Genomic DNA, 16,147 nt, shown 5'->3' with positions numbered 1-16,147 from the left:
TCATTTATCATGACCAACCTCCCTCAAGGCTCGACTAAAGAAATGCTTAATCGCTTTATTGCGCGCCTCAGCATCTGTCATGACGATATTCTGTAATTGGTTATCACGTTGAAATAATTGAATAGCACTTTCAAAAAAAGCCTGTGAAAAAGCGCCAAATACAACATCCGGCGGATTGTTTCGTAACATATCTTTCAAATCATCATCACGTAATATTTCTTGATTCACTTGCTCAAAACGCAAAAAATCTTCCTTTGTAAACTCTGTCCCATGGCGTTGATTAAATGAATTTATAATTTCAGATAATGAGCGCTCTTCGTCCTCCGTATAAGGATTAGCACCAAACTCTTTAATGGCTGACAGAGGTGACGTTGAACCAGAAGATAACGAAGCAGAACCTTGCTCTTTTTTTTCTACTCTAAATGCCTGGAGTCGCACCATATCGTCTGTGATTTCAATTTCTGGCGGCACTTCACGGTTAGGTAACAGGCGACTTAGCCATGAAGCATAAGAAAAAAGTTTTTCTAACGATGTATCTTGCAACCTCATGACCTGTGCCACAAAAGAGTAAAAGCGCATATAACTCTTGAGCAGTTGGCGAAATTCTTCTTTTCTTCCTTCTTCTTCATACTCAAAACGCTGGACGGCATTCTTAACCAGCTTTTCAAGCGTAATTCTGTCATGCGGATCAAGGAGCCCTTTATAGAATATTTCAGAAAATCGATTAACCTCATCTTCATCAATAATGGAAAATGATTTAATACGGCCTTCCAATGCATAAATTTGATTAGGGTCAGACACTTCCTCCAAAGAAGTTACTTCATAATAAGGTCGAAACGCATTTTGAATATCTTCAATAGTGTTCTGAAAATCGAGCACATAAGTGCAATCTTTACCAGGCGCAGTGCGGTTCAGTCTTGAAAGTGTTTGCACGGCTTGCAAACCCTCTAACTTGCGATCAATATACATCGCACATAACTTGGGTTGATCAAAGCCCGTTTGATATTTTTCTGCGACAATCAGCAACTGAAAATCTTTATCAAATTTTTCCGGTAATTGTGTTTCTGAAAAACCATTGATCTCGGCTTCAGTATAGGTCTCTCCATCCAGATTAAGTTCACCGGAGAAAGCAACCAATGCTTTCACGCCCACATATTTCTTTTCTTCAATATATTTCTTAATACCAAAATAGTATTTCAGTGCATGTTCGCGACTCTGAGCAACCACCATGGCTTTGCCTCTGCCATTCAGCTCTCGTATAACATGGCGACAGAAGTGTTCTACAATCACTTCGACTTTCTGAGCAATTGCGGTGGGGTGCAATGTTGCGAATCTGGCGACACGACGCTGTGTCTTACGTCCCTGTAATTCTGGATCGTCCTCAATCGCTTTCTCTAGTTTGTAGTACTGCTTGTAGGTCATGTAGTTTTGCAGAACATCAAGAATAAAACCTTCTTCAATTGCCTGACGCATTGAGTAAAGGTGAAATGGATGCGGTAGCCCATCTGGCCCCTTTGTTCCAAATCGTTCTAAAGTGACATTGCGTGGTGTAGCTGTGAAAGCAAAATAACTAATATTAGGTTGTGGTCCACGCTGGCGTTGGTAATTAGCAATCATATCTTCAATATCTGAAGCACTATCCTCACTATTTTCACGTGCTAAAGCCTTAGATAGGTTATCAGCGTGTTTACCCGATTGTGAAGCATGCGCCTCATCAATCAACACAGCAAAACGACGCTTACTTTGACCAGAAATTTCTTTCAGGTGATCAGTCGAAAATTTATGAATAGTAGTGATGATAATGCGCGCACCTTGCTGAATGGCCCCTTTCAACTGTCGTGATGTGCCATCAATCTTCTTTACCACACCTTTGGTTTGCTCAAACTGTGCTACCGTATTCTGCAATTGTCGATCTAATACAATACGATCGGTCACAATAATGGCCGTATTAAATACCGGTTGATCATCTTGATCATGTAAGGTAATCAAACGGTGGGCAGTCCAACCAATGGTATTCGATTTACCTGAACCTGCCGAATGCTGAATCAAGTAACTATGCCCTGGACCATGATTCTTGGCATGTCTCAGTAACCTTAACACGGCATCTAACTGCTGAAAGCGCGGAAAGATCATTGATTCTTTACCGTCTTTTACTTCCAGATGCATAAATCGTCCAATGATATCCAGCAAAATATCTCGCGAAAAGATAGCTTTACCGATTGGTTGATCCGCGTAGAGATAAGCAACACGAAATTCATCGGGGATATCAGGGTTTCCTGCACCACCATTATGGCCACGGTTAAAGGGTAAGAATCGAGTTTTGCCATTTGCTAATCGTGTCGTCATTGAAACATTGTCATCGTCCATTGCGAAATGTACCAATGCGCCTTGTTTAAACGTTAATAATGGCTCACCGGCTGGAGAACGATCAGTGCGGTATTGTTTTTCAGCGTGACGAAACGTCGTGCCGGTTGATTGATTTTTACATTCAATAGTTGCTAGCGGAATGCCATTTACAAACAAGCCAATATCAATACGCTTGTCATGCTTATCACTGTATTTCAGCTCATCAATCACTGAAAGAATATTGGATTGAAAAAGTTGCAACAGATCCTCATTAATACCGGAGGCGGGTTTAAAAAAGCAAAGCGAAAACTTAATACCAGGAATTAATTTGATACCTTGACGCAGCACATCAAGCGTTCCGCGAGACTTTAGGGCTTTTTCTAGCTGTTTAAAAAATTCATTTTCAGCACTAGCAGCATACTGTTCTTCCAAGCGTTTCCATTCTTCAGCTTGGGTAGATTTGATAAATTCTATTATTAATTCTTTATCAAGCGATAAACTGCAATCAAAATCATCTGCGGTACGGTGAACATATCCTTGATTTGCGACAAGCTGGTCAATCACATGATATTGCAATACATTTTCTCGGCGGATGGTATCTTGAGAATAAGTTCGCTTAGTCGTTTCTGTCATGTCCGCATTGCCTCTTCAATATTATCGAGGCGCTTATCAGTGTTGCCTCCTTTTTTCCAAGATTTGATGTCTAGTTGGCCTGTTACAGCTTCCGTAATAAGAGAAGCTTTATACTCACATAACCTTTCTATAGACGCAGTCATTCTAATGGATAACTGTTTCTCATAATCAACTAACTTCCCAACAGCTTCTTGGACTTTTCTATTTGGTATAGGTATTTTTTCTTTTTCTAACAAATTTGTATTCAATGGGCGGTTTCTACCAGCAGCACCCCTAGAACTTTCAGATAATATAAACTGCCCAGGCTCGGTTCTAAGGAAGGCAAAAAGATATTTTGTGCACACCCCTCTTATGCCTACATAAATTGGATATCGATGAGATACTACACAACCAGTTTCATCAACTCCTGCATAAGCGACAGCACCCTCCCAGGCAAATTGTCCGCTTAATATTAAATCTCCGCGCTCAATCCAAAAAAACCTAGAATCACCGAGATCTTTTCCAGAAGTTTCAGGTTTTTTAAAAGTTCCTCTGCCTCTATTGAGAAGCCCTAATGGAATATAATTTTGATCATTTTGGCGTATTATATTACTCTGTTTACGCTTTGTAACAAAACCAAAGCGCACTCTCTGTGTGTCATCGTTTGTTAATGAATTGTATATCATTACCTCCCACTTAGGACGAATGAGAGACTGAAGCCTCTGCTTCTTAGCTATTAGCTCATCTATTTTAGCAATCTCTATATCTAGAAAATCGGATATTTGCTTTTGGATATCCTTATCTGGGACAGGAAGATACATATCTAAAAAGGCATCTGGATATAATCTTAATCTGGATGACCAAACGCCCTTAGATCGGCGGTTTACATCTGTAACAAAAGGTTGACAGCGAAATAGGTAATCATAATATCTTGCCTCCATATCACGGACTACTGGATAATAAATCCCATAAGACGGGCTAATAATACCATCAATAGTGCTGACTCCCATGGCGCCCATCCAAGCCCACATAGTATTTATTACAGCATCTCCCTCTTTAACTATTTTATAACCTTCGTTTGTTTCGGCTAAAAACATACCAACTTCTTTTTCTGAACGTTTTGTTATGCCCGTGATATGAGAAGCAGAAAGCAATTCTTCAGAGCCATCGACGCTCAGTTCTTTTCTCTCTCTAAACAAAAACTTCGCCCTTAACCTAGGCCATGAGCTGGGTATACAGTCCATTAATGTTTTATCTGCATTATGAATCATGAGGCTACCTCTTTGAGTAGACTAGCAATCTCTGACTCCAGTTGTTTAAGTTCTTCATCAATTTCTGCGACAGGACGTGGCGGTATATATTTATAGAAATAGCGATTGAAATTAATTTCATAGCCGACACGACCCACTTTACCGTCGGTGGCATCTTTATGATTTTCATCCACCCAAGCATCTGGCACAAACGGCTTTACTTCTCGCTCAATATATTCTCGCCAATCTTCTTTCAACGGCACCAACTCATGATCGCGCAAATCGGTGTCAGGTTCAGGATTGCCTTTAGCGTCACAGCAAACGTCAGCCGTTTCGTCTTTCTCTGAAAGCGCTGTAAGAATCACTTTTTTCAACGATGCAGTTAATTTAAAACTTAATTTTTTCAATGCTGTTTTAAGTGCTTTTTCAAATGCGTCACGATTTTTAAATTGTTGTTTTAGTGTTTTGTTATTAAGTGCTGCTAACAACTCTCGCTGCTCTGTGTCAGAGAGCTTTAGAAAAGTTTTTTCTTGTTGAAGCAATTCCAATCGCTCTTCACTACATTCAAAATTTAGCTTTAATGGTCGCTCAATACGTATTTCTCGATAACCGAACTCTTCTGCCTCAAAAATTTTAGAAAAGTCGCTCCAATCGCCACCGCCATTGAGCATTTCATGATAAATTTTAACGATGTCATCACGTGCCTGGTCGGGAATTTCTCGGCGTTTGCTACCAAGACTTTTTCGCATGGATTGCCAAAATCGTTCACTGCTTGCATCAATGAGCTGCACCTTGCCTCTACGGTTCTTGTCCTTCTTATTCGTGAGCATCCAAACATAAGTTTGAATACCGGTGTTATAAAATAAATCGGTAGGTAACGCGATAATCGTCTCTACCCAATCATTTTCTAGCATCCAACGACGAATTTCACTTTCACCGGAACCGGCACCACCCGTGAAAAGAGGCGAACCATTCATGACTATACCAATGCGCGAACCTGCCTCATCATCTCGCATTTTTGAAATCATGTGCTGCAAAAAAAGCAACTGGCCATCAGATATTCGAGGTAGCCCAGCGCCAAAACGCCCATCCATCCCTTTTTCTTGAGCTTCTTCTTTAATAGGATCTTGGTATTTTTTCCAGTCTACCCCATACGGTGGATTAGAAAGCATGTAGTGAAATTTTTTATCTTTATGTGCGTCTTCTGTTAACGTGTTACCGAATGCAATTTGCTCTGGGTTATGGCCTGTCACTAACATATCTGATTTACATATGCCAAAAGATTCGGGGTTTAATTCCTGCCCATAAAGTTCAACTCGAATTTTTGAATTATATTCTTTCATCGCTTCTTCCATGAGCGCAAGCATACCCCCAGTTCCACAAGCGGGATCATAGACAGTGCGAATGATACCTGAGCCAGCCAGCGCTTCAGCATCATTAATTAACAGCAGATCAACGATCAAGCGGATAACTTCACGAGGTGTAAAGTGCTCTCCCGCCGTTTCATTTGAAATTTCAGAAAAACGACGAATCAAGTCTTCAAAAAGATACCCCATTTCTATGTTAGAAACGTTATCAGGGTGCAAATCTATCTGGCAGAAACGATCGAATACTTGCCATAATATGCCACCATCCTTTAAACGTTTGAGCTGATCGGTAAAGAGAAATTTTTCAAGGAAGATATCGCGAACGCTAGCATTAAAGCTAGTTACATAGTCTAACAAATTCTTATGAATATCACCTGGATCTTGATTTCGAATTTTACTAAAAGCGAGCTTATTGTAGTTATAAACTTTTAGCCCTCCGCCAACTGCACCAAACAACATCATGTCTTTAGTATGATCATCAATCCCTTTGGGTAAGTTTTCATAAGCAACAACGACTGCATCTTTTGAAGGTTCTAAAATACAATCCAAACGACGCAAAACAACAAACGGTAAAACAACCTTACCGTATTCAGACTGTTTAAAATCACCTCGCAATATTTCAGCTATAGACCATGAGAATGAACTCAGGTTTTGTATTTTTTTGCTATTCGCTTTTTTCATCTTCGCTTCCCTTATCATCAAGCATTTTTATCGATTGCGTATTTATCCAATGCTCAATTTCACTTTTCCTAAAACGCCATGTGCCACCTACTTTAAAACCAGGAAATTTTTCCTGTGCTAACAGCCGATAAATGGATTTTTCAGCCACCTTCAAATAAGCAGCAACTTCTTTAATGGTCAAAATTTTTTCAGCCATTTTTCTACGCTTCTATAAAATTAGATTAGTGACAGCAAGCGCAATTAAAGCAAAATCGGGCAAGATTGTCCAATAGTGGATGGCGGTGCCATATAGATGGCTGAATGCTCTGCATCTACGCATGAAATAGGGCACACGAATCCCCCAATAAAATCCAACACCAACCGCATGTACCCCCAGGTCGCCCGTCGTTTTAAAACCGTTCAATAGTTACTCAAAAGTAGCAAAACATATCGACATGGCTCAATTATATGATTTTAGCCAATAATGTCCTGCAACAAATTCAAAATGTTTGATAAAATGCTACCACTTTCTGAATTTTTAAGAAGAAACCGATGTGTTTATGCGAAGATCAATCTCAATAGCAAATACAATATGGTCACCACGCTCAAGATTAGTCAGACCAACTCGATTAATCATGCAGCAGAGACGTGCCTTATCTACCCATGTAAGGAGCGTGCATCCTGCAATTGGCGACATTTATGATAAGTTACTCCATCAAACTTCTAAACCTATTCCTTGTAACTTCGCTACCCAAATAGTAGATCATTGGTCACGAGACCCAGACAAACTAGCGATACGCTGTATTGACCAAGATAGTGCTTACCACGAAGATATCTCTTATTTAGATATTGTGAAACGAAGCCGACAAATTGCACATTATTTTGCAAGTAGAGGACTTAAAAAAGGCAGTACTGTTGCATTGATGCTAGGTCAACGACCCGCTTGGTGGTACAGCTTAGCTGGATTAATGCGACAAGGTATTGCTACTGTACCATGCCCTCGGCTACTAACACCTAAAGACTTAGTTTATCGCATTAACGATTTAGGTATTAACGGAATTATCACTGCACCCGAGTTACAAGGTCATATTGATGCTATTCGCAAAGACTGTCCTTCATTGGTTAGTTCAGTGACAACAGGAACCGCAAGTACACAATGGGATTCTTTAACTGACATATTTGATAATAATGTTACGGAATTAGAAGAAAGTCTCACAACGACAGAAGACCCGTGTTTATATCTTTATACTTCGGGCACCACTGGCCAACCCAAAGCCGTCCAACACAATCATGATTATCCTTTTTTTCATTGGCCAACGGGAAGACGTTGGCTAAAAGCAACACCAGAAGACCTGGTTTATAATGCCAGCGATACCGGTTGGGGCTTTACCGTATGGATCACAACGGCGGCATGGGCAATGGGAGCTAAGTTGCTGATTACTCCGACAAACCGTAAATTTAATGCTCAAGCCATGCTCAAAACTTTGCATGATCAACCCGTTTCTATTTTTTGCGCAGCACCTACAGTCCTAAGATTACTGGTGGCCAATAAAGATTTTGATCGTTATCGTTTTCCCCATCTCAAAAGAATCGTCACTGTTGGTGAAGCGTTGGATGAGACGGTGATCAAGCAGTTTGAATCTCGCGATATCGAAATAGCCGTTGGCTTCGGACAAGCTGAGACGCCCTTATTAATGGGGCGTGTCGATGATCAACCCCATGTTTCTGGCACTATGGGCAAACCTATTACTCCTTATCATGTTGCTATTCTTGATGAACAATTAGAACCATTAGCTCCTGGCAATGTTGGCCAAATAGCCGTTGATCTCATCAAAGGAAGTCGAGGCGGTATTATGCGTGGGTATGCAAATGCTGCTGAAAAAACCAAAAAAGCATTTTCGCCGGATGGGCGCTACTACTTAACGGGTGACTGGGCAAAGCTACGGCACGATGGTTTATTTGCCTATCAAGGCCGAAAAGATGATCTTATCAAAAGCCGCGGCTATCGTATTGGACCTGATGAAGTTGAAAAGGCGGGCATGTCACACCCAGCCGTGGCTAAAATCGCCATTGTAGGCATTCGAACAAATCCCGATTCGTTAAACGTCACTGTAAAAGCCTTTATTTTGTTGAAACCTGACTACACTGAAACACCTGGCCTCATTAAAAATATTCAAGCCCACATCAAACAAGAAACTGGCCCTTATAAATACCCACGACTCGTCGAATGCTTACCGCTAGAAGAATGGGAAAAATATGAAACCACAAGCGGGAAAATTCGCCGCGCTGGATTACGAGAACGTGAAGAACGCCGTTTAACTGAGTCCGCAACACTAACGGATGAAGAATCTCTTCATACTTTCCGCCGCTAATCTGGCCTGTTTAAGTCACTTGGGCAATAACATCAACCTTCTGTTGTTGATGCAATAAATTTTGAATTCCTGTTAAAAAATGAACTCTTGCCGTTAATGCCTTTATAGCAGCGTTTTCTGCTTCTTTTAATTTTTTCTCATCGCCATTCACAAGATTGGATAGCATCTTAAGCGCTTTAGGAAAATGATCATGATTGTCTAGTTCAATATGACGCTTAAAATAATAAATTAGGGTACTTAATTGTTGCTGATTACGATGATTCATTTCTACTTCAAGCTGCTTAATTAAAGGTGAAAACATAGCAGCAGTAATTCCTTCACGACCATAAACAAAAGCAGCCGCTAACTCATGAACCTCGCCCTCAAAAAAACTAAATGTGGTTAAAACAAATTCCTTTGTGCTTGTTTTTAAGGATAGTTGTTCAAGCGCTTCAGTAATGTTACTTCCATTCATTAAGAGAGACTGTAATTGCTTTATAGGCCGAGTATCCGCATTAATGTTGTCCATCCCATGAATATAAATATCATAATGACTAGCATAATCGACCCCATTCTCAGTAAGATCACCTTCTTCCTCAACCAAAATACTACTGATCAGATTAGCACTCAAAGCATCCCTCGGAGGGAACCAGGGAGCAGCAGTCGAGACAATGCGTCGATGCAATTCCTTGAGCAAACACATAAAATCCCACACAGCAAATACATGCTGCTCCATAAATAAACGTAATTGGGGGATGGAAGCAATTTCACTATAAAGTGGATGCGACACAATTTGTGAAGTTAGTGGTGACAACCGTTGAGTCAGTTGCTGGATGTGACTTGTCATTCTGATCTCTCATTCGAATAATTATTGGACGAAGCACCGCCACTCTGGCTTTCAAAGCCATGACCATCTTATCATACCTTCCTGTACTCTAATTGTACATTTTGAATTTCAGCAATCAAGTCCTCATATCCCTGAGCGATCTCCTCAAAATCCCTAGATTTCAAACTGTCTTCCAGCTTTCTTGCGATGTCTTTTAAGCGCGGAACCCCACAGTAGCAGGCTCCACCGTGCAACTTATGAACATCAAACTGAAGCTGATCCCAATCTTCTGTTTCGTATGACTTTTTCAAATTATCTTCGGTTTCAGGCAAGGAATCAACAAACATCTTCAACATGTCTTTTGCAATTGCCTCATTACCGCCAGTCAACTGTGCGCCTAACTTCAAATCAATGCTAGGTATTGATTCCTCAACGTCCTTTTCCTCAGCACCCAACACCATAGAAGAATCTGGTGCTTGATACACAAAGGTCTTCAAAATAGTTTGTGCGTTTTCATCAGTCAGAGGCTTAGTCAGCACCTTCTCCATGCCAACGTTTAAACATTGCTGCTTATTACTTTCATCAATATGAGCGGTTAAGGCAACAATAGGAGTGTGTCGTTGATGTTGTTTTTCCCATTCCCTGATCTCAGCCGTCACATCACAACCACTTTTATCTGGCAACCCAATATCCATAAAAACCAGGTCATATTGATTCTTCTTTAAAAGAGTAAGTGCTTCTTCGCCCGTATCAGCAACATCTATGTCACAACCAAATTCTTCGAGTTGATTTTTTGCGGCAAATTGAGCCATTTTATTATCTTCAACCAACAGCACCTTAGCTGCTTTTTCACTTGTATTCGCAGGTAATTTTTCTGGTGATAATGCTAATTGACCCCCGACATCCGACATAATATTGAGATTATATGGCCTTAATTCGTGAACCGTTGCTTCGTTAAAATGTATTTCTGTTTTGTTTTCGGGTTCATCTAACAATGTTTTTTTCAAAGGAATGACACAAGTGAACGTTGATCCTTTTCCTGCTTCACTATCAACATAGATTTCGCCATCGATTTCAGCAATAAATTGTTTAACAATCGATAATCCTAATCCAGACCCTTTATAACTTCCTTTATAAGACGGATCTAATCGATGAAATCGTGAAAAAATAATTTGTTGCTTATCTTCCGGTATACCAATGCCTGTATCATTCACCTCGATTTTTAACACAACATCCCGTTCTTGTTCTTTAGCTAATTTAACTGAAATTCCAACCGTACCTTCTTCGGTAAACTTAATGGCATTACTCATTAAATTAAGCAATATTCGGTGTATTCGAGTCTGATCGCCGATCAAATAATTGGGAATACTTTCATCATAATCGACAGTGCATTGTAAATTCTTTTCATTGGCCGATGGCGTAACTAACATGGCGAGATTATCGATAAGCTCTTTGGCACTAAACTTAACTTCATAGACAGGTAAATCACCTGAATCCAGTTTAGTAATTTCAATGACCTCATTGAGCAAATCTAAGAGGATGTTACCGGCTTTTAATAAATTATTCGCAGCTTCTTGTCCTTGGGTGTTTTTTAATTCCTTAAAAATAATTCTAGCCATACCAATCATACCGGTCAGCGGTGTGCGAATATCGTGGCTAATATTCGTAATAAACACTGACTTGGCTTGATTGGCTGCCTCTGCTTGCTGTCTTGCTTTAATTAATTCCTTTTCCTTTTGCTTAATTTCAGTGATATCTGTGAAATAACCAACAATGCCAATCACCTTACCTTCATCAACAATAGGCAATTTACTCACTAAAGTAATCAGTGTCTTACCGTTGGGTAATACCAAAACTTCTTCTTGATTGGTGATTGGGTGGCCTGAAATCGTATCCTGATCGCCTTGTTGAAAAGTTTCTGCCGTGTGTCCTGTCGGTTGCCAATTAATATCGGCATCTGTTTTGCCAACAATTTCTTCAGGTGTGCTTAACCCAACCAATTGCGCAAAATTCTTATTACATCCCAGATAAACCGATTTTAGATCTTTCCAAAATACATATTGCGGCAATGATTCCGTGATATTTTTTAGAAAAACCTTGGTAATATGAGCTATTTTTTTAGCAGACTCCGTTTCTTTGATCAATCGAGTAAATTCTTTTTTCGCCTGCTTATTATCTTTTGGTATGTTCATTCACACTCCATGCGCCAAGGCACCAAACCTCTTAATTCCATAAATCTCAGTTGTATTGATAACACAATTCAAGTTAGCGAGACATCAATACATACTGGTTAAAAAATAACCAATTTTAGCATGTGTAGCTGTTATCTCAATCATTATACCTCAGAAAGCTATAGAAACGTAGAAAATATACCTTATACGGCGTGGCTTGAAAAGGTACTTCAACTTACGCTTTCCACATGGAAAAGCGTAAAGAACTCATTGTTATCGGCAAAAATATCCGAACCCTACGGAAAGCGGCGGGTTTTTCACAAGAAAATTTCGCCATTCATATTGATATGGGTCGTTCATTTTATGGCCGAATTGAGCGAGGAGAGCAAAATATCTCAGTGCTAAACCTCATCAAGATTGCACTCGCTCTTGATGTTGAAATAGCCCAAATATTGCCAACCTTAAGCGAGCTTAAAAAGGGAGCTTTTCAATAACAGGCCAGACCCTAGCCAAACATCCTAGGCGCTCTAATCAACCAGAAAACACGTTAAAGCGCCTCAATTGGTTCGAGCGGCATTGATGGGAATTCCTCGTCTTTTTCTTAGCAACTGAGGACGAATTTTCCAACTATTTTCCACCTATTTTCCACCCGTCAAAAATTGACCATTTCTTCCGGTGGAAAATTTCGCTTTAACTAATTGATTTATATAAAAATAATGGTGCCCGGGGCCGGAGTCGAACCGGCACGGGAATTACTTCCCGAGGGATTTTAAGTCCCTTGCGTCTACCTATTCCGCCACCCGGGCATACTATCGAGACTAGGCTGGGGCCGGAATCGAACCGACGTCCAAGGCTTTGCAGGCCTCTGCATAACCACTCTGCCACCCAGCCATATGAAACTTTTACGGCAATCGCTGCGTAGCATTACAAACGATTTGGAGCGGGAAACGAGACTCGAACTCGCGACCCCAACCTTGGCAAGGTTGTGCTCTACCAACTGAGCTATTCCCGCTTGACAGGCGCGTATTCTAACGTAAGCAGAGATACTGTCAAGTAAATATTAGAGCGTGTTGATAATTCTACAATCATCCACACGCTTTAGATAAGTAATTAAAAAATATTGATTAAAATCACTTAACTAACAGCGTTCGCCAGAGACGCTATTATTCTTATTTTGACTGTAAAGTCAAGTCTGCCCAAGCTGCTTTTAAATATAAAATCATCGACCAAAGAGTGAGAATGGCTGCAGTATAGAGAAAAATATAGCCTAAAATTAAAATCCACGTGGGGCCATTTTTGGTGTATAGCACTAAGGTGACTAACGCTACCATTTGCACAATGGTTTTCACTTTACCAATTACAGAAACCGCAACACTGGCACGTTTACCCACTTCCGACATCCATTCCCGCAACGCCGAAATCACAATTTCACGTCCCACAATCACCGCGGCTGGTATAGCAATAAATTTGAGATAAGGCTCACCCACCAAAAGCACCAATGCGGTGGTAACGATTAATTTATCAGCGACCGGATCTAAAAAAGTGCCGAGAGGTGAAATTTGATTTAAATATCGCGCTAACATCCCATCGAGCCAATCGGTAATGGCAGCTAAGGCAAAGATAATCGCTGCCATTAAGTGTGCCCAATGAAAAGGTAAATAAAATACGATGACAAAAATGGGAATTAAGATAATACGTCCTAAGGTCAAACCATTGGGTATGTTCATTATCAGCGGTGTCCTGCTGGAAGAGTGATAGGTAAATCGTACCAGAAAAGTTTTCTAGTACAAACGTCTTTTCGCGATTTTATAAATTCTTCGAGTTTCATCCAAAAGGTGAAGCGCATTTTAATGAAAGGTATCGTAGATTTTCTGCGCCATGGCCAATGAGATCCCAGGCACTTTGGCAATTTCTTCAATGCTTGCGCCGGTTAAAGCTTGTAAGCCACCAAAATAATTTAATAGCTCACGGCGTCTTTTGCTGCCAATTCCGGCAATGTCTTCTAATGAAGAAGTCATCCGTGCTTTATTACGTTTATGCCGATGACCCGTAATTGCAAAACGATGGGCTTCATCGCGTAATTCCAATAAAACTTGCCAAGCATAAATATCATCTTCCACTAACATCGCCTGCAGGGTTTTGCCGAAAATTAATTCTTCGTGGCCTATTTTTCGCGTGGGTCCTTTAGCTAAACCTAACACCATAATATCGGATAAATTCAGTGTTTGGAGAACTTGATTGGCCACTTGCACTTGGCCTTTACCACCGTCGATTAATAAAATATCGGGAAGTGGTTTTTGTTCTGCAAGACGCCGATGATAACGACGATAAATTGCTTGCTGAAGTGCCGCATAATCATCACCTGCTTGAATATCGTTAATATTAAATCGTCGATATTCATCGTGACGTAGCCCAGTTTGATCATATACCACACACGATGCCATCGTAGCTTCACCTTGTGAATGACTAATATCAAAACATTCGATACGTTGTGGTAATTGGGCTAATGCCAATTTAATTTGTAATCGTTGTAAACGAGTGTGGATCATGCGTTTATGATTATTATGTTTTTGTAACGCTTGTTTGGCATTGGCTTCTGCCATCGTTAACCAACGCACGCGTTTACCTCGTTGTGGCTGGGAAATTTTAATTTTACGATGCGCTAAATCATTTAATACGGAATTTAACCAAGTGAGATCGGGTATGGCTAAATTTAAAATAATTTCCGAAGGAATTTCAGTTTGATGATTTAAATAATATTGAGAAATAAAAGCTTGTAAAATGTCATGAGGTTCACTGTCTTCTGGAATTTTTGGGAAAAAACTTTTCGATCCTAAAATTGATCCATTGCGTAATAAAAGTAATTCGATACAGTAAATCATTTGCTCTTGCGTAATCACAATAACATCGAGATCAGCTTTTTCTTGCGTAATGTATTGTTGTTCTTGCACGTGACGTAAACTTAAAATTAAATCACGATATTCTGCAGCTTGTTCATAATGTTGCTGCTCCGAGGCTATTTGCATGTGCTCTTGCAATTCTTGTATAACGGTTTGACTTTTTCCCTCTAAAAAAAGTTGCGCTAAGCGCACGGCTTCTTGATATTCACTCGGTTGAATATATTGCACACAGGGCGCGCTGCAGCGTTTAATTTGATATTGCAAACAAGGACGTTGACGATGATTAAAATACGCGTCTTGACACGGGCGCAATTTAAACAATTGCTGTAATAAATGTAAAGTTTGCCGCACACTTTTGCCATTGGGATAAGGTCCATAATAACGGCCTGGTAGTTTTTTCGCGCCGCGATGAAAATCAATCCGCGGATAAAGATCGTGGGTGGAGACATAAATATAGGGATAGCTTTTATCGTCGCGGAGCAAAATATTATAATGAGGACGCAAGGATTTAATTAAATTACATTCTAACAGCAGGGCTTCGTTTTCACTTGCCGTGACAATAATTTTGATATCGGCAATTTTATTGATCATGCGTAACGTTTTGGTATCATGCGCCCCTTTATGAAAATAAGACGAAACACGATTTTTTAAATTTTTGGCTTTGCCAACATAAATGACGTCGCCTTGTTTATCTAACATTTGATAAACACCAGGGCGTTCAGTAAGATTTTTTAAAAATAAATCGATATCAAATGATAGATCATTTGCTTTAATGTGCTTAGTCATTGACCTTAAATTTGTGTTTGTGGATCCAGCAAGCCATGACGAATAGCTAGATGGGTTAATTCCACATCGCTATTAATATTTAACTTTTCAAATAAACGATAGCGATAACTGTTGACGGTTTTAGGGCTTAAACACAATTTTTCGGAAATATCTTGGACTTTTTGACCACTGGTGATCATAATCATCACTTGCAATTCGCGTTCGGATAGAACATCGAAGGGAGATGCTTCATTGTCGGAAAGGTGTTTAAGTGCCAACTGTTGGGCAATTACTGGGCTAATGTAACGCTGACCTGCATTGACCGCTTTAATGGCTTGTACCATTTCATCTACCCCACAATCTTTGGTGAGATAACCCGCCGCTCCGGCTTGGAGTAAGCGCGAGGGAAACGGATCTTCATCGCAGGCGGTGAGAACCAAAATTTTAACATCGGGGTCAATTCGCAGCAATTTGCGAGTGGCTTCTAGACCACCGATCCCAGGCATTTTAACGTCCATGAGCACGACTTGTGGTGTTGTTTTGCGAGCATTGTTAATCGCTGCTTCTCCACTCTCGGCTTCGCCCACTACCTTGATGCCAGCTTGATCGGCTAACAACCGTTTGACACCGGCTCTAACAAGATCATGATCATCGACTATGAGTACTTTTATCAAGGTTCACTTCCTTTCTTGTCTATTGTGAATTCTTGTGGCGGAGAGGCAGGGATTCGAACCCTGGGAGGGGGGATGCCCCTCAACGGTTTTCAAGACCGCCGCTTTCGACCGCTCAGCCACCTCTCCCGTTGAGTAAAGAATACCTGAAATTTTTGATTAGGAAAAGTATTTCCGGTGAATATCTTGCATAATATTCTTCAAGAAAGGAGTTTCACGCAAGCGCGA

11 protein-coding genes and 4 tRNA genes are annotated in these 16,147 nt (G+C 40.4%); 2 read left to right on the top strand and 13 right to left on the bottom strand.

What is annotated here, in order from left to right:
• Genes KIT27_00360 through KIT27_00345 form a run of 4 tightly spaced genes read right to left on the bottom strand, consistent with a single transcriptional unit; the run spans position 1 to position 6,452 of the window.
• On the bottom strand, positions 1-2,979 hold the full coding sequence (locus tag KIT27_00360) for a type I restriction endonuclease subunit R (GenBank protein ID MCW5588088.1): 2,979 nt from the start codon (positions 2,977-2,979) through the stop codon (positions 1-3).
• A complete protein-coding gene (locus KIT27_00355) occupies positions 2,976-4,229 on the bottom strand; it encodes a restriction endonuclease subunit S (protein MCW5588087.1) in 1,254 nt (417 codons plus the stop codon). The genes KIT27_00360 and KIT27_00355 overlap by 4 nt, the downstream gene beginning before the upstream one ends.
• Positions 4,226-6,256 (bottom strand): N-6 DNA methylase, encoded by a 2,031-nt coding sequence (locus KIT27_00350; GenBank protein MCW5588086.1) that lies wholly within the window; start codon positions 6,254-6,256, stop codon positions 4,226-4,228. Before KIT27_00350 ends, KIT27_00355 begins: the two co-directional genes overlap by 4 nt.
• Positions 6,240-6,452: a helix-turn-helix domain-containing protein gene (locus tag KIT27_00345; protein ID MCW5588085.1), complete on the bottom strand. Its 213-nt coding sequence runs from the start codon at positions 6,450-6,452 to the stop codon at positions 6,240-6,242. The genes KIT27_00350 and KIT27_00345 overlap by 17 nt, the downstream gene beginning before the upstream one ends.
• A 418-nt stretch (positions 6,453-6,870) precedes the next feature.
• On the opposite strand from KIT27_00345, the gene KIT27_00340 reads away from it, so the two are divergent.
• Positions 6,871-8,607 carry an AMP-binding protein gene (locus tag KIT27_00340; protein ID MCW5588084.1) on the top strand — a complete coding sequence of 579 codons (1,737 nt, stop codon included), beginning with the start codon at positions 6,871-6,873 and terminating at the stop codon, positions 8,605-8,607.
• A gap of 10 nt (positions 8,608-8,617) precedes the next feature.
• Here the strand turns inward: KIT27_00340 and KIT27_00335 are convergent, their stop codons facing one another.
• Both KIT27_00335 and KIT27_00330 read right to left on the bottom strand, forming a co-directional pair.
• On the bottom strand, positions 8,618-9,433 hold the full coding sequence (locus KIT27_00335) for a DUF3050 domain-containing protein (protein MCW5588083.1): 816 nt from the start codon (positions 9,431-9,433) through the stop codon (positions 8,618-8,620).
• A gap of 71 nt (positions 9,434-9,504) precedes the next feature.
• Positions 9,505-11,604, bottom strand: coding sequence for a response regulator (locus tag KIT27_00330; GenBank protein ID MCW5588082.1), 2,100 nt, complete (start codon positions 11,602-11,604; stop codon positions 9,505-9,507).
• Positions 11,605-11,831: 227 nt separating this feature from the next.
• Here KIT27_00330 and KIT27_00325 point away from each other — a divergent pair, with 227 nt between their 5' ends.
• The gene (locus tag KIT27_00325; protein MCW5588081.1) at positions 11,832-12,077 is read left to right on the top strand and encodes a helix-turn-helix transcriptional regulator; all 246 of its coding nucleotides are present in this window, start codon (positions 11,832-11,834) and stop codon (positions 12,075-12,077) included.
• A 223-nt stretch (positions 12,078-12,300) separates the two neighbouring features.
• Here KIT27_00325 and KIT27_00320 read toward each other — a convergent pair.
• From KIT27_00320 to KIT27_00290, 7 genes are all read right to left on the bottom strand, one after another.
• Positions 12,301-12,389, bottom strand: a tRNA-Leu gene (locus KIT27_00320).
• A gap of 14 nt (positions 12,390-12,403) precedes the next feature.
• Positions 12,404-12,474 (bottom strand) — tRNA-Cys (locus KIT27_00315).
• 45 nt (positions 12,475-12,519) lie between these two features.
• Positions 12,520-12,595, bottom strand: a tRNA-Gly gene (locus KIT27_00310).
• Between the two features lie 157 nt (positions 12,596-12,752).
• Positions 12,753-13,310, bottom strand: coding sequence for a CDP-diacylglycerol--glycerol-3-phosphate 3-phosphatidyltransferase (gene pgsA / locus KIT27_00305; GenBank protein ID MCW5588080.1), 558 nt, complete (start codon positions 13,308-13,310; stop codon positions 12,753-12,755).
• Positions 13,311-13,430: 120 nt separating this feature from the next.
• Positions 13,431-15,269: an excinuclease ABC subunit UvrC gene (gene uvrC, locus KIT27_00300; GenBank protein MCW5588079.1), complete on the bottom strand. Its 1,839-nt coding sequence runs from the start codon at positions 15,267-15,269 to the stop codon at positions 13,431-13,433.
• A gap of 5 nt (positions 15,270-15,274) precedes the next feature.
• On the bottom strand, positions 15,275-15,922 hold the full coding sequence (uvrY, locus tag KIT27_00295; protein MCW5588078.1) for a UvrY/SirA/GacA family response regulator transcription factor: 648 nt from the start codon (positions 15,920-15,922) through the stop codon (positions 15,275-15,277).
• A gap of 35 nt (positions 15,923-15,957) precedes the next feature.
• Positions 15,958-16,048 (bottom strand) — tRNA-Ser (locus KIT27_00290).
• Positions 16,049-16,147: the final 99 nt, after the last annotated feature.

The sequence above is a fragment of the Legionellales bacterium genome (assembly GCA_026125385.1).
Classification (GTDB): domain Bacteria; phylum Pseudomonadota; class Gammaproteobacteria; order JAHCLG01; family JAHCLG01; genus JAHCLG01.
This window is presented reverse-complemented; position numbering and strand designations above follow the sequence as displayed.

What these genes read in the sequence shown, in the direction of transcription:
- KIT27_00360 (MCW5588088.1), bottom strand. Translation starts at nt 2,979, where the DNA reads ATGACAGAAACGACTAAGCGAACTTATTCTCAAGATACCATCCGCCGA.
- pgsA (MCW5588080.1), bottom strand. Translation starts at nt 13,310, where the DNA reads ATGAACATACCCAATGGTTTGACCTTAGGACGTATTATCTTAATTCCC.
- KIT27_00330 (MCW5588082.1), bottom strand. Translation starts at nt 11,604, where the DNA reads ATGAACATACCAAAAGATAATAAGCAGGCGAAAAAAGAATTTACTCGA.
- KIT27_00335 (MCW5588083.1), bottom strand. Translation starts at nt 9,433, where the DNA reads ATGACAAGTCACATCCAGCAACTGACTCAACGGTTGTCACCACTAACT.
- KIT27_00340 (MCW5588084.1), top strand. Translation starts at nt 6,871, where the DNA reads ATGCAGCAGAGACGTGCCTTATCTACCCATGTAAGGAGCGTGCATCCT.
- KIT27_00325 (MCW5588081.1), top strand. Translation starts at nt 11,832, where the DNA reads ATGGAAAAGCGTAAAGAACTCATTGTTATCGGCAAAAATATCCGAACC.
- KIT27_00350 (MCW5588086.1), bottom strand. Translation starts at nt 6,256, where the DNA reads ATGAAAAAAGCGAATAGCAAAAAAATACAAAACCTGAGTTCATTCTCA.
- KIT27_00345 (MCW5588085.1), bottom strand. Translation starts at nt 6,452, where the DNA reads ATGGCTGAAAAAATTTTGACCATTAAAGAAGTTGCTGCTTATTTGAAG.
- uvrC (MCW5588079.1), bottom strand. Translation starts at nt 15,269, where the DNA reads ATGACTAAGCACATTAAAGCAAATGATCTATCATTTGATATCGATTTA.
- KIT27_00355 (MCW5588087.1), bottom strand. Translation starts at nt 4,229, where the DNA reads ATGATTCATAATGCAGATAAAACATTAATGGACTGTATACCCAGCTCA.